This window comes from Pseudomonas sp. JUb42, from assembly GCF_024807945.1.
In the GTDB taxonomy this organism is placed as follows: Bacteria; Pseudomonadota; Gammaproteobacteria; order Pseudomonadales; family Pseudomonadaceae; genus Aquipseudomonas.
In genome coordinates, this window is sequence record NZ_JANUFD010000019.1 from 72,364 (window position 1) to 86,703 (window position 14,340).

13 protein-coding genes are annotated in these 14,340 nt (G+C 60.7%); 3 read left to right on the forward strand and 10 right to left on the reverse strand.

Features of this window, described 5'->3' with window-relative positions; all coding sequences use genetic code 11:
* Window positions 1-127: 127 nt before the first annotated feature.
* The 3 genes from M2401_RS29980 to M2401_RS29990 are packed head-to-tail and all read right to left on the reverse strand — an operon-like array spanning window position 128 to window position 3,244.
* Window positions 128-919, reverse strand: a complete 792-nt coding sequence (locus M2401_RS29980) for an SDR family oxidoreductase (RefSeq protein WP_259109475.1) — start codon at window positions 917-919, stop codon at window positions 128-130.
* A gap of 13 nt (window positions 920-932) precedes the next feature.
* A complete protein-coding gene (locus tag M2401_RS29985) occupies window positions 933-2,258 on the reverse strand; it encodes an MFS transporter (RefSeq protein WP_259109478.1) in 1,326 nt (441 codons plus the stop codon).
* A gap of 47 nt (window positions 2,259-2,305) precedes the next feature.
* Window positions 2,306-3,244, reverse strand: a complete 939-nt coding sequence (locus tag M2401_RS29990; protein WP_259109480.1) for a 3-keto-5-aminohexanoate cleavage protein — start codon at window positions 3,242-3,244, stop codon at window positions 2,306-2,308.
* Between the two features lie 151 nt (window positions 3,245-3,395).
* On the opposite strand from M2401_RS29990, the gene M2401_RS29995 reads away from it, so the two are divergent.
* Entirely contained in the window at window positions 3,396-4,424 is a 1,029-nt protein-coding gene (locus M2401_RS29995) for an AraC family transcriptional regulator (protein ID WP_259109482.1), read from the forward strand.
* Window positions 4,425-4,429: 5 nt separating this feature from the next.
* Here the strand turns inward: M2401_RS29995 and M2401_RS30000 are convergent, their stop codons facing one another.
* The 4 genes from M2401_RS30000 to galB all read right to left on the reverse strand — a co-directional run bounded on the left by M2401_RS30000 (window position 4,430) and on the right by galB (window position 8,456).
* A complete protein-coding gene (locus M2401_RS30000; RefSeq protein ID WP_259109484.1) occupies window positions 4,430-5,695 on the reverse strand; it encodes an OprD family porin in 1,266 nt (421 codons plus the stop codon).
* Window positions 5,696-5,923: 228 nt separating this feature from the next.
* Entirely contained in the window at window positions 5,924-7,006 is a 1,083-nt protein-coding gene (locus tag M2401_RS30005) for a 4-oxalomesaconate tautomerase (RefSeq protein ID WP_259109486.1), read from the reverse strand.
* Window positions 7,006-7,725, reverse strand: coding sequence for a 4-carboxy-4-hydroxy-2-oxoadipate aldolase/oxaloacetate decarboxylase (locus M2401_RS30010; protein ID WP_259109488.1), 720 nt, complete (start codon window positions 7,723-7,725; stop codon window positions 7,006-7,008). The genes M2401_RS30005 and M2401_RS30010 overlap by 1 nt, the downstream gene beginning before the upstream one ends.
* Window positions 7,722-8,456 (reverse strand): 4-oxalmesaconate hydratase, encoded by a 735-nt coding sequence (gene galB, locus M2401_RS30015; protein WP_259109490.1) that lies wholly within the window; start codon window positions 8,454-8,456, stop codon window positions 7,722-7,724. The genes M2401_RS30010 and galB overlap by 4 nt, the downstream gene beginning before the upstream one ends.
* 183 nt (window positions 8,457-8,639) lie before the next feature.
* Between galB and M2401_RS30020 the strand changes: the two genes are divergently transcribed.
* The gene (locus tag M2401_RS30020; RefSeq protein WP_409034011.1) at window positions 8,640-9,821 is read left to right on the forward strand and encodes a LysR family transcriptional regulator; all 1,182 of its coding nucleotides are present in this window, start codon (window positions 8,640-8,642) and stop codon (window positions 9,819-9,821) included.
* A 192-nt stretch (window positions 9,822-10,013) separates the two neighbouring features.
* Window positions 10,014-11,297 (forward strand): MFS transporter, encoded by a 1,284-nt coding sequence (locus tag M2401_RS30025; protein WP_259109494.1) that lies wholly within the window; start codon window positions 10,014-10,016, stop codon window positions 11,295-11,297.
* Between the two features lie 68 nt (window positions 11,298-11,365).
* On the opposite strand, the gene M2401_RS30030 is transcribed toward M2401_RS30025, so the two are convergent.
* The 3 genes from M2401_RS30030 to arsH all read right to left on the reverse strand — a co-directional run bounded on the left by M2401_RS30030 (window position 11,366) and on the right by arsH (window position 14,325).
* Window positions 11,366-12,136: an SDR family oxidoreductase gene (locus M2401_RS30030; protein ID WP_259109496.1), complete on the reverse strand. Its 771-nt coding sequence runs from the start codon at window positions 12,134-12,136 to the stop codon at window positions 11,366-11,368.
* 189 nt (window positions 12,137-12,325) lie between these two features.
* On the reverse strand, window positions 12,326-13,483 hold the full coding sequence (locus tag M2401_RS30035; protein WP_259109497.1) for a GGDEF domain-containing protein: 1,158 nt from the start codon (window positions 13,481-13,483) through the stop codon (window positions 12,326-12,328).
* A 128-nt stretch (window positions 13,484-13,611) separates the two neighbouring features.
* Window positions 13,612-14,325, reverse strand: coding sequence for an arsenical resistance protein ArsH (gene arsH / locus M2401_RS30040; protein WP_259109499.1), 714 nt, complete (start codon window positions 14,323-14,325; stop codon window positions 13,612-13,614).
* Between the last annotated feature and the right edge of the window lie 15 nt (window positions 14,326-14,340).

The window sequence follows — 14,340 nt, forward strand, 5'->3', positions numbered from 1 at the left end:
GCCAGTGGCCACGGTCGTATCCCCCAAAAGGGTTGAATGTATTGAAGCAGCCCTGCCCGGTCAAGGCGGGGCTGCCGACACACTCGAGGCTGCTGGTTGCCTGATAGCCATCGAGCAAAGGGTGCAGTCAAAGATACTCGACGTTGCCATCCACACTGATAGCCTGCCCGGTCACATTCATTGCAGCCTGGGAGGACAAGAACAACGCCATGGCGGCGACGTCTTCCATGGTGACCATGCGGCGCAGGGAGATTTTTTCCAGGTACTGCTCGCGCATGGTGTCGAAGCTGATATCTAGGGCCTTGGCCCGGGCGTCGATAACCCGGTCCATGCGCTCCCCCGCCACAACCCCTGGCAGAATGGCGTTTACCCGCACATTGTCCGGTCCCAGTTCGTTGGCCAAGGATTTCATCAGGCCGACAATCGCCCATTTTGTCGAGGCATAGGGCGTGCGAAACGGATAGCCCAAGCGCCCCGCCACCGACGACATGGCAATGATGTGCGGGTTGTTCTGCGACTGCTTGAGGTACGGCACGGCCTTGCTGAGGAAGTAGTACTGGCTGTTGAGGTTGGTCGACACCGTCTGCTCCCAGGCGTCGGCGTCCAGCGCCTCGATATTGCCTGTCGGCCCGGCAATTCCGGCGTTATTGACCAGCACATCGACGCCGCCCAACAGGCCGATGGCTTCGTCCATGATGCGTTCGACATGCAGCTTGATGCCCACATCCACTACGCCCCCATGCATACCGGGGTATTCGCGCTTCATGCTGTCCACGGCGGCGGCGTTGATATCGCAGATGTACACCTGGGCATCAACCTCATGAAAGGCCCTGGCAATGACCGCGCCTATGCCAGCGGCACCACCGGTAATGATTACCTTCAAGCCCTTGGGCGGTGTCAGCAAATCAACAATCTTCATTAACTCTCTCCTGTTATTCCGTGACCGCTGTCGCCATCAGCGGGCTTTCTTCGGCATCGATGGCCCTGGCCAGCAACGGCACCAATAGCAGCCCCAGCACGGCGGCGCTGACGATCACGTAGAAACCCGACGAGCTCAAGCCCGAGGCCTTTTCCACTAGGCCAAACAGATAGGGGCCGGCAAAGCCGCCGAGCAAGCCAATGGTATTGATAAAGGCCAGCCCGGCCGCCGCCTGAATACCCTGCAGGCGCTTCATGGCCACGGCCCAATAGATCGGCAGCACGCCACCAGCGAATAACGAGGTGGCGCTAAACAGCGCGATGCGCACCAAGGCGTCATCAATCAGCGTAAAGGCGACTGAACTGAGAATCAGGCCGCCAGTAAACAGGCCCAGACAGTAGCAGTCCCGGGCGATTCGGCGATGAATACGCGGCAGCACCAGTACGCCGCAGAGAAAGCCCACGCCCACACTGCTGGACAGCAGCCCGACCGTCAGCGGCGCGGTAATTTGCATCTGCTGGATGATCGACGGGGTGAAGAACACCAGGCCGACGAAGGCGACCTGATTGAGGAAGTAGATCAGGCCAATCAGGATCGTGGTCGGTCGCTTCAATGCCTTGACCCAGTGGCCGGAATACTCGTGGGAATCGCCATGACCGGGCAGCAGCGCATGGGCTTCAAGGGAATCGGCCTGTTTCTTGGTCAGCCAGCGCGCATGGCGCGGGCGCTCGGGCAGCTTGAACCAGAGGATGACACCGACCACGACGCTGGGCAGGCCTTCGAGCAGGAACATCCACTGCCAACCATGCAGGCCGCCGATGCCGTCCATCTTCATCAGCGCGCCACCAATCGGGTTGCCGATCACCAGGGCCAAAGCCGGCGCCAGGTAGATCCAGCCAATGGCAATGGCGCGGTCCTTGGGCGCAAACCACAGGGTGACCATGTACATAAGTGCCGGAAACAGGCCTGCCTCGGCGATGCCCAGCAATACCCGTAGCAGGTAGAAAGACCATTCCCCCTGGACAAACATCATGCAGGATGACAGCACGCCCCAGCTCACGGCAATCCGCGAGATCCAGCGACGCGGGCCGATGCGGTGGGCCAGCAGGTTGCTTGGCACTTCCAGCAACGCGTAGCCAATGAAAAATATCCCCGCGCCCAGGCCATAGGCGGCGGCACTGATGCCAAGGTCGGTGCTCAAGGCGGCCTTGGCCAGGGCCACGTTGGTGCGGTCCAGGTACGACATGAAATAAATGGCGCACATCAACGGGATGAGCCGGACCATTGCGCGCCGGGTGGCAAGCCAGTGCGTCTGGGCACTGCTGGACGTGTTGATCATGATGAAACCTCTTGTTGTTATTTTTCTGGTTTATTCAGGCGAAGGGCTTACAAGTGGACATTGTGCTTGCCCTTGAGCCCGAGCATCTGCCGGGCCTCGGCGGGCGTGGCGATGTCATAGGACAGCTCTTCGAGGATGTGGCGGATCTTGCGCACTTGCTCGGCGTTGGTCCTGGCCTTGACGCCCTTGGCCAGGTAGATGCTGTCTTCCAGGCCCACGCGGACATTGCCGCCCATGATCGCACCCAAGGTCACGAACGCCATTTGATGGCGCCCCGCACCGAGGATGGAAAATTCGTAATTCTGGCGACCAAACAGCCGATCCGCCGTGGCGCGCATGATCGTCAGATTTTCCGGGTCGGCGCCCAGGCCACCGAGAATGCCGAAGCAGGACTGGATAAACAGCGGCGGCTTGACGAACCCCTGCTCGACGAAATACGCCAGGTTATACAGATGGCCGACGTCGTAGCACTCGAACTCGAAGCGAGTACCGTGCTCGCCCAGCTCGAGCATGATGGCCTTGATGTCCTTGAAGGTGTTCTTGAACACCACATCCTCCATGCCTTCGATGTGCTCCCTCTCCCATTCATGATTCCAGGAAGAAATCTTCCCGGCGATGGGGTGAATGGAGAAATTCATCGAGCCCATGTTCAGCGAGCAAAGCTCCGGTTTGGCGATCAGCGGATAGGCCAGGCGCTGGGCCAGGGTCATGCGCGTGCTGCCACCGGTGGTGATATTGATAATGGCGTCGGTGGCCCGGGCAATGGCCGGGACAAACTGGCTGAATACCTCGGGGTCCGGAGTCGGCCGACCGTCCCGGGGATCACGAGCATGCAGGTGCAGTACCGCAGCACCGGCTTGTGCAGCCTCGATGGACTGTTCTTCGATCTGTGCGGGGGTCAGGGGCAGGTATTCGGACATCGACGGCGTATGCGTCGCACCGGTGATCGCGCAGGAAATAATGACTTTGCGGTTCGGCTGACTCATGCAGGTGACCTGTATTGTTATTGTTGGAATGGGCAGTCGACCGGCTTCGTCGCTGCGGCTGTGTAATCAAGCTTATTGAATTTATCGCCCATCGGTAAGATCATTAACGGACATCAATGAATCCCAAAGGGACACTGACAGGAGTCAGCCGATGCCCCCGAAAATGCCCCTGTTCAACGAACGCATCTACGCCCCCTACAAGATTGCCGCGCTGGTGGAAGTCCTCGGCGAACAGGGCATCATGGCAGTCGATGCTTTGCGCGGCAGCGGCGTGGATGAAGACAAGATCCATGACGCCACGGCGCTGACTTCGGTGCGGCAATATGCGGCGGTGTGCGGTAACGCGGTGAGCCTTTCCACGGACCCGGCCACGCCGTTCAAGACCGGCGCGCGCCTGCACCTCTCCGCCTATGGCATGTATGGCTATGCATTGATGTCGTGCCTGTCGTTGCGCGATTACTTTCGCCTGGGGGTGAAATATCACTCCCTGGCAACGCCGACCCTGACCATCGAATGGCACGAATACGCCGACGAAGCGGTATGGACCTTCCCCGATGCCTCTACGCCGAGCCCGTCCCGGGAAATCAAACAGTTCTGGATCGAGCAGCAATTCACCCAGCACGTCACGCACTTGCAGGACGTGTTCGGCAGAAGCTGCCCGCCGACCAAAGCCTGTTTTTCCTACCCGGCTCCGGCCCATGCCGATATCTACGCGCAATACCTGGGCTGCCCGTGCATCTTCGACCACGACCAGTGCGAGCTGCACTACGACAGTTCGATCCTCGATCAGAAGCCCCACCTGGCCCACCGCCTGACAGCCACCGTCCTGCAGGAAACCTGCGACCGCCTGATCGGCCAGGCCAAGGTGTCTTCGGGCATCGCCGGGGAGATCTATCAGATGATGATGCAGACCCCCGGCGAGTTCCCGAGCATGGAAATGGCCGCCGAGAGGCTGCACATGACCACCCGCAGCCTGCGCCGCAAGCTGCTGGAGGAAGACACTTCGTTTGTGGCCATTACCGATGACGTGCGCTGCTCCCTGGCCATCGAATACCTCAAGACCACAATCATGAGCACCGACGATATCGCCCTGCTGCTGGGCTTCTCGGAACCGACCAATTTTCGTCGCGCCTTCAAGCGCTGGACCGGCAAGACCACCAAGGACTATCGCCAGGGCTGACGAGCCTAGAGAATCGACAGCGGGTAACTGACGATCAGGCGGTTTTCGTTGAAGTCGGACAGGCTGAAGTCGCGCTTGATCACCGAGTTGCGCCAACGCAGCGACAGGTTCTTCAACGAACCGCTCTGGATCACGTAGGTCAGCTCGGACTCCCGGCCCCACTCCTGGCCATCGGTGGACCCGCCGGAGTGCACGTTGTCGCCGCGAATATAGCGGTTCATGAGGGTCAGACCCGGCACGCCGAGGCCAACAAAATCGAAGTCATGGCGCACCTGCCAGGAACGTTCCTGGGCAAAGTCATAGCTGTTGCTGAAGCTGTCGTTGGCCAGCGTCGCGCCGCTGGTGCCGTTGAGGCGCATCCAGTTATCACCGTCGACTTTCTGCAAGCCGAGATAAAAAGTGCTGGCCAGATAACGCGCCGAGAGCAACGCCGACCAGGTCTTGTTATCCAGTTCACCGGCCAGTTTCTTGCCATCGTCGCTACCGCTGAAATAACCCAGATTGGCACCTAATACCCAGCTGCCTACAGTCTGACTGTGGGTAAAGTTGAAGTAGCGTTGACGATAGATATCTTCCAGTTGGGCGTACCACGCACCTACTTGGCTCTGATTGTTATTGAATGAATACTCGACGCCGGAGAAGTTGAATCGATCGGACGTCACATCCGGTCTATTGAACATCGACATCTTTTCCATACTGGCATCGTTGCGCGGGCTATTACCGCGAAACTGGCCGCCATAAAAGGTAAAGTTCTCCAGATCCTTCGAGGTTATTTGCGCGCCGCGAAAGGTCTGCGGCAACGAACGGCCGTCGTCGGAGCGAATCACCGGCAATGTGACCACCCACTCGCCAATACGCGCCTGGGTCTTGGCAAAGCGCATTTTCGCCGACACCGCCAGCCGGCCAAAGTCATCGGCGGGCCGGCCGTCATCGTGCACTGGTAGCAACTGGGTATTAGCGGTGCCTTTGCCGCCGTCAAGCTTCTGCGAATACAGGCCCAGCGCATCCACACCGACCCCCACCACGCCCGAGGTATAACCGGAGCGTGCATCCATGATCACACTCTGGGTCCACTCCTCGGCCTTGCCCTGGGGATAACGGCTTTCAGTGAAGTTGCGATTGATATAGTAGTTCCTGAAGTTAGCATTGACGTGGCTGTTTTCGATAAAGCCTTCGGCTAAACAAGGCAGGGAAGTCAGCGAGCCACTCAGGGCCAGAAATTTGAAAGACGTCGAAACGGTCCTGCTTTTAAGAAGGGCGTGATAGCGCATAAGAACTCTCTTTTATTTTTATTGGGCGAGACGTGTTCATGCAAAATCGTCAGGGATTTATAACAGGCGATACTCCGCTGCCAGCGTCCGGGTCTGGTCATCGCGCTGTTTTTGATCAACTGTTTTGCACCGGGTAATCCTAGTGGGATTAGTCGGCAAGGATAAGATCTTTAGCAGACAGTATGAGATCTAAAAGGGACAATCGCTTTTTCCTTCATGCCACTACCGTCAAGCGCTGCCAGACCACACCGCCGCCGGTATCCGCACCCAGCCATCAAACAGCAAGCGCGCAGTACGTACCAGGCCGCCACCGGCGACCTGGCCGTCGTGCAACTGCATCTGCACAGTGAATTCCCCCGTAGGGTGCTCCACCTGCAACTGCTGGGTCGCGGCCTTGTGGACATGGGCCAGGGGTTGCGCCACCGAACCTTCGATCAGGCAGGCCGCCGCCACGCTGACCGCGCCAAAGACGCCAATGGCCGCATGGCAGCGATGGGGAATGAAGGTCCGGGTACTGATCGCGCCGCCTGCACGGGGCTCGGCGATCAGGCACATCTTCGGCACATTGCGCTGGCTGACGTCACCCAGCTTCATCAACGGCCCGGCCTGGAGGCGAATGGACTCCAGACGCGCCTTGAGCTCGGCATCGGCGTCCAGCAACTGAGGGTCTTCATAGCCGCTACGGGCCAGATCGGCAGCCCGGATCAGCACCACCGGCATGCCGTTGTCGATGCAGGTCACGGCAACGTCGTCGATGACATCGCAGGCATTGCCGGTGGGCAGCAAGGCGCCGCAACTGGAACCGGCAAGGTCCTCGAACTCGATGACCAGTGCCGCGCCCTGCCCCGGCACACCGTCGATGCATGTGTTGCCGCTATAGCTGACTTCCCCACCCGGCGTCGACACATGGGCCACGGCAATCTGCCCGGTGTTTTCCATGAAGATCCGCACCTGGGTGACTTCGGGACCCGCCTTCACCAGGCCGCGCTCAATGGCAAACGGCCCGACACCGGCGAGGATATTGCCGCAGTTCTGCCCGTAATCCACTCGGGGCTGATCCACCAGCACCTGGGCGAACAGGTAGTCGACATCGGCATCTGTCCGGGCGGACTTGCCGATGATCGCCACCTTGCTGGTAAGGGAGTCGCCGCCACCGATGCCATCGATCTGCCGCGGGTCCGGCGAGCCCATGACCGCCAGTAATACCCGGTCACGCAACGCCCCCTGTTCAGGCAGATCGCCCGCCAGGAAATAGGCGCCTTTAGACGTCCCGCCGCGCATCAGCAGGCAGGGTATGCGGGTCTGACTCATCAGTTGCGGTCGATCTCTTCCACCGTGTCGAAGTATTGCAGCCCCTTTTCTGCCAGGCGGCCGCGCATGTCATAGATGTCCAGGCCCAGCTCACCGTTGGCCAGGCGTAGGCGCTTGTGCTCTTCAAGATCCGCGCGTTTGCGGGTCTTGGCAAGTACATCGGCGAGTTCACCATGACGCACCACCACTACGCCGTCGTCGTCGGCGACGATGATATCGCCGGGCTCGATCAGTTGCCCGGCACAGACGATCGGCAGGTTCACTGAACCCAGTACTTCCTTTACCGTGCCTTGGGCATTGACCGCGCTGGACCACACGGCAAAGCCCATTTCCCGCAGGGTGTGGGTGTCGCGCACACCCGCGTCGATGACCAGGGCGCGCACGCCGCGAGCCTGCAGAGAAGTCGCCAGCAGGTCGCCGAAGTAGCCATCGGTGCACGGCGAAGTCGGCGCGACGACGAGAATATCGCCGCTGCGGCATTGTTCCACCGCGACATGGAACATCCAGTTGTCCCCCGGCGCCACCGACACCGTGACCGCCGTGCCACTGAGGCTGACACCCTGCTGGATGGGCCTGAGGGCGGTGCCCAGCAAGCCCTTGCGCCCCTGGGCCTCATGCACGGTGGCGACGCCAAAGCGCGCCAGCTCATCGATCAGGCCCGCATCGGCACGGGGAATAGTGCGCACCACGACGCCGGTTTTACCAAGCAGCTGACTCATCCCAGATTCTCCGTGACGCGAGGGAAGATGCTTTGATAGCCCTCGGCATAAATGATATTGCGCGTCGAAGCGATGCCGACGTTGCGCTTGGCCTGCACGCCGCGTTGCTGGGCGACCCGGGTGTAGTACTCCCACAGGTGCTCTTGCCCGGCCATGCACTGGATGGCCGCGTATTTCTTGTCCCAGACTTCGGTGATATCAAGCAACACGTCCGGACGCCATTCGCATTGTTCCGGCTGATGCGGTTCGAAGCTATAGACCGGCGGCGCGCCGATGATTTTCTCGCCGGGCCGATAGCCTTCCGCCTGGGCGATGATGCGCGCCTCCTGGGTGAGGTTCATGGCCAGGGGATGATCGTAGTTGTAGGGGTCTTTCAGCGAATGGCTGAGCACGAATTCCGGCTGCACGCGGCGGAAGACGTCTGCCAGGCGCAACAGGGTTTCGGTGTCCGCACGCATCGGATAGTCACCGATATCGAAGAACTCGATGCTGGCGCCGAGGATTTCTGCAGCGGCCAGGGCTTCGCTACGCCGGGCAGCCTTGACCTTGTCCTCGGTCATTTCGCCCTTGCGCCACAGCTTGGCCGACTCGCCGCGCTCGCCAAAGGACAGGCAGACGATATGCACGGCATAGCCCTGCTGCACATGCAGGGCAATGGAGCCGCCGGCACGCCAGACAAAATCAGCGGAATGAGCACTGACTACCAGCGCGGTTTTTTGTGCGTCGATCATTGCGGGTGAACCTCGTGCTTTTTGAAAAGCATCGCACCGCAGGTCGCCGCCGAATAATGCATTGCGCCTTGTCTGGTATGCTTTTTCCTTATGGCTATTGCCGGATGCGCCGAGCATAGTCCCGCCGCTGTGGGCCCTGGGGAGAGTTGAAACGCCGTGTTTAGTGATGAGCTGGTCAATCTCATGCAGGTCCGGGCCTTCGTCCGGGTGGCGCAACTGGGCAGTGTGTCCAAGGCTTCCGAAGCGCTATACCGGGCCCAGTCGGTGGTGACGCGGGCGATTTCCGAACTGGAAGCGCAACTGGATGTGCCGTTGTTCGAGCGTCATGTGAACGGCATGCGCCTGACCGAATACGGCGAAAAAATCCTGCCACGGGCGCTGGGGGTCATGGCCGAGCTGGAGTCCATTCCGCGCCTGCTCGATCAGGCCGACAGCAGCATCGAGCCGCTTTACCTGTTCCAGGCCCGGCGTCTGCAAATCTTCGTCAAGCTCTGCGAAACCCGGCATATGCAGACGGTGGCCCGTTACTTCGGACTCAGCCAGCCGGCCATCAGCTCGGCACTGAAAGTCCTCGAAGGCGGTTGCGGCCACTCGCTGTTCGAACGTACGCCCAAGGGCCTGGAGCCGACCCGGGTCAGCCAGGACATCCTGTTTCCCATCCGTCGGGCCCTCAACGAGCTGCGCCATATCGGCCCGGATATCGTCGCCATGCGCGGCTCATTGCAGGGCGTAGTGCATATCGGCGCGCTGCCATTGGGCAGGACGCGCATCCTGCCCGAGGCCATTGTGCGGCTGACCGCAGCCCATCCGGGTATTCGTGTGATCACCAACGAGAGCCCCTTTGACCTGCTCGCCACCGAGTTGCGCGTCGGTGACGTCGACTTTATCTTCGGCGCCCTGCGCTCCGCCGACTACGCCAGCGATCTGTTGGGCGAGGCGCTGCTCACCGAAGAAATGGTGGTTCTCGCCCGACACGACCATCCCCTGTGCTCAGCCCCTGTCGCGTCCCCTGAACTGGCCACTGCGCGCTGGGTCTTGCCCCGGGCGGGCTCCCCTGCCCGCCGCCTGCTCGACGCCTGCTTTGCCGAGTCCGGCATGCAGGCGCCCTGGCCGGTGGTGGAAAGCGGCGATATGGCGATCATTCGCGGCCTGTTGATGCGCTCGGACATGCTGGCCGCAGTGTCCATGCATCAACTGGAGCAGGAAATCGCTTCCGGCGAGCTGTGCAGGCTCGACGTGCAACTGCAACAGACCACCCGCCCCATCGGCCTGATCTACCGCAACGCCTGCCTGCACTCAGCCGTGGCCGAGGCCGCCATGAACGCCATTCGCCAGGTCATTAACGAATTACCAAGGGACGTCTAAAGCCCCGGCCTCCCCCTTCAGGTATCGTTTTTGTTTATCCAGTTTTTCTCAACAAGGCAAAACAAGCCCGTAATCATTGGTCAGCCCAGACCATAAATATAATCGCAGGCTCCATCAGTATTTCGCAGCAGCCGGATTTCCGATTCCGAATTAGCCTGCCGACTTCCTCCTATAAAAATAAAGGAAAGCATCATGCGACTGGGTTGGTATTCGGACTTGAACAAACAGGAGAAGCGCACCTATTGGGCCTGCTTCGGTGGTTTCACCCTCGACTCGATGGACTCCACCATCTATGCCCTGATGATGCCGGTGCTGATGACCGTGCTCGCCCTGAGCAAATCCGACGCGGGTCTGCTGGGCTCCGTATCGTTGATCGGCAGCGCCATCGGCGGTTGGGGTGCCGGCATGTTGGCCGACCGTTACGGCCGTATCAAAGTCATGCAGGCCACGGTCCTGTGGGTGGCGACCTTCACCTGCATGGCCGGATTCTGCAGCGGTTTCTGGACCTTCCTGCCCGTGCGCTTCCTGCAAGGCATCGGCTATGGCGGTGAGGCGGTCGTCGGCGCGGTACTGATCAGTGAAGCCATCAAGCCCGCCTTGCGCGGTCGCGTCGCGGCGTCGGTGCAGAGCGGTTATGCGGTGGGCTACGCGATTTCCCTGACCGTCATGCCGGTGGTGTTCGCCTTCCTGCCAGAAGACATCGCCTGGCGCGCATTCTTTGCCATCGGCCTGCTGCCAGCCCTGCTGATCTGGTTTATCCGCCGCCTGGTACCGGAGTCCGCCGCCTTCCAACAGGTAAGCAAACAGTCGAAGAAAATCGACTTGCGGGTGATTTTCGGTCCCGAGCATCGGCGCATCACCCTGATCAGCACCGTGCTGGCCAGCGGTATCTTCGGCGCCGCCTACATCATGATTACCTGGTTGCCGACCTATATGCGCATGGTCCTCAACCTGCCGGTGGCGTCTACCTCGGGCTATCTGGCGGTGAACATCATCGGTTCGCTGATCGGCCCGTTCGTCTACGGTCTGATCAGTGACTACATCAGCCGCGGCAAGGCCTTCATGCTGTTTCTGGTCTGCCAGACGGTGGTGGTCTCGGTGTACATGTTCGCCCCGATCAACATGACCATCGTCCTCGCCCTGGGTCTGTTGCTCGGCGCCTTCCAGGGTGGCCTGGCCTCGGGCCTGCCCCTGGCGTTCTCGGAGCTCTATCCGACGCGCATCCGCGCCAACGGTGCCGGTTTCTGCACCAGCTTCGGTCGTGGTTTTGGCTCGATCATGCCGGCAGCCGTGGGCTTCGCCTCAACCCAGATGAGCCTGCCCGTGGCCATGGGTATCTTCGCCGTCAGCTCCTACCTCATCGCATTCATTGCCGCGATGTGCCTGCCAAACGCTACCGGGGTCGAGCTGAGTGACGATATGGGCCAGGTCAGTGAGGCGCCTGGTGCGAACAGCAAGCTGCGTACGGCAGAGTAATCCGCGACAAATACCCATGACCGCAGGACCGGCTTTAGCCGGTCCTACAGGGCTGCTAGATGACAGCCCTATACCAACGCATGCTCCGCCCCGTCCATGGTGATGATGGTGCCGGTGATATAACTGGCCTTGGCCGACGCCAGAAACAGCACCACATCGGCGATCTCTTCGGGCTTGGCCATGCGCCCCATGGGGATCTTCTGCACGCTACGCTGGATCGCTTCTTCCACCGTGCCACCGGCATGTCGCGCCTCGGCGACCATACCTTCGGCGACCCGACCGGTTTCGGTCAGCCCCGGATTGATCCCCACCACCCGCACGCCGGAAGCGGCATAGGCGTTACCCATTCCCGCCGTGGCCAGCATCAGCGCCGCATTAGCCGAACCGCCCGCCAGGTGCGTGGGCTTGGCCACTTTGCCACCGGCGCCGATGATATTGACGATCACCCCCTGCCCGCGCCCGGCCATCAACTTGACCACCGGGTCGGCGACGTTGATGGTGGAAAAGAACTTGGCATCCATGGCGGCACGCCAGAACGCCGGCGTAAGGTCTTCCGGCGCCGAACGCTTGGCCGCGCCTGCCGAGCTGACCAACACATCGATCGGCCCGACTTCCCGCTCGACCCGCTGCACAAGGGCCGCCGCCGACGCCTCGTCACACAGATCAGCGGCAAAACCGAACGCACCGGGCAGTTGCGCCAGCGCTTCATCGATATTGGCCTGGGAGCGCGAACTGATCACCACCCGCGCGCCTTCTGCAGCAAATTGCCGGGCACAGGCCAGGCCAATGCCTTTGGAACCACCGGTGACCAGCACAACCTTTGCGTCGAAGCTTTTCATGACCTGTTTCCTCGAGTGGAAAATCGACGGTCACCTTACGCCAGGGGGTGGGCTGGCTAAAAGTGAAAGGTGACTGTGGGACCGGCTTTAGCCGGGAAGACGATACGGCAGACGATAGAGATGTATCGCTCGTACCAATGCCTTCCCGGCTAAAGCCGTTCCCACGGAAAAGCTCCGCAATTCAATTGATCAGCATGTCTGGGTCCGATCCTCCACCCGAATAACGTCGCGTCCATCACGCTTGGACTGGTACAGCGTGGCATCGCTACGCTCGATCAGGGCTGCGAGGCTGGCCGGTGGCTGGTCGAACAGGTCGGCGCCGATGCTCAGGGTCACGGCCTGAGGCGTGGTGAAGGCCTGAACGGCGGCCTGGTTGAATTGCTCTCGCAGTGCCTTACCCAGATGCGTGACGATAGGGTTCGAAGCATCGCTGAGCAAGATAACGAACTCATCGCCGCCCAACCGCCCCGCCAGCGAACCCTGTGGCAGCAGCCCGCGAATGATCTCGCTCAGGGTGACCAGCAGGCGATCGCCCGCGCCATGGCCATACAGGTCATTGACCTGCTTGAAGTGGTCGATATCGATCAGCAGCAAGGCTCCGGGGCGCGCTTTCGACACGTCTGCCAGCAAGGCCGGGGCGCGGACTTCCAGGGCGCGGCGGTTATACAGCGCGGTCAGCGGATCACGTTCGGCCAGGCGCGAGATGAGCTGTTCGCGGCGATGACGCTCGGTGCCGGTCATGGACAGGGCGATCAGCATGACCGCCATCGCCCCCTCCACCAGAGATATCTGAATGATCTCGCCACGGAAGGCGGCCAGATCAATCAACGTGCCCGGCACCACGGCGGTGATCGCCTTGGCGATATAGAACAGCCCGTGGACCAGCAGCACATAACGCAGCTGCACCGCCCCCACGCCCCACGACGTGCCATGGGGACGCAGCAGCACGCTGGCGCGCAGGGTCAAGGAAGCCACCAGCAATGAGTTGACCAGCAGCATGACCTTGGACCAGGGCTGCTCACCGGGCAGTAACAAAAGCGCCAGCCATACGACGAAGATCAGGTTCCAGACCCGGGACAGGCGCACCTGAGTAAAGCGCGCAACCCCCAACAGGAACAACCAGTGGGCGGTCACCAACAGCCCGTTGGCAAACCAGATACCGATCAGCAGAATTCCGCTGCTGCGCAGCAAGGCCAGGGTCGAACCCACAGTTATAGTGGCAAAACCTGCGCTCCAGAACAGCAGCGAAGGCTCGCGAATGCTGCGCCACTCCACCGCCAGATACAGGGCAGCAGCTGCCGCAAGGGCGATGGTGAGGGTCAACATCGTGGGTGGGTCGAGCGCCATGTCTTCAACAGCCTGTGTGCTTTTAAGTAAAAAGGCACAATTGTAAGCGCTCGATGCGGTTTTCGCCGGGCATTACGTCGGTTGTCGGGGGCATCAGGCTTGACGTCTCGCTATTGCCACCCGAATAGTCAGATCGAACGCTGATTGACCCGTTTCGAAAGTTCTTCGGCCGACTCCTTGCGCTCGGAATAGCGATCCACCAGATGGTCCTTGCGGTCGCGCAGCAGCAGTGTGAATTTCATCAGCTCCTCCATGACATCGACCAGGCGATCATAGTAGGAGGACGGTTTCATCCGCCCGGCGTCATCAAACTCGGTGAACGCCTTGGCTACCGAAGATTGATTGGGGATGGTGAACATCCGCATCCAGCGACCCAGTACCCGCAACTGGTTGACCACATTGAACGACTGGGACCCACCGCAGACCTGCATCACCGCCAGGGTTTTGCCTTGCGTGGGGCGTACCGCGCCCATGGCCAGGGGAACCCAGTCGATCTGCGCCTTGAACACGGCACTCATAGCACCATGACGCTCCGGCGAGCACCAGACCTGCCCTTCGGACCACTGCATCAACTCGCGTAACTCGACGACCTTGGGATGGGTATCAGGAGCGTCGTCGGGAAGCGGCAAGCCACTGGGATCGAAGATGCGCGTCTGCGCACCCAATTGCTCCAGCAGGCGTGCGGCCTCCTCGGTCACCAGACGACTGAACGAGTGCTCACGGGTTGATCCATATAGCAGCAGGATGCGTGGTTTGTGCTCGAGGGGCTGGCGTGGTTGCAGGTCGGCCAGGGTCGGCAGATTGAGCAGTTCGGCGGCGACGTTAGGCAGGTTTTCGTTCATGAAGCTTCCTCGGTT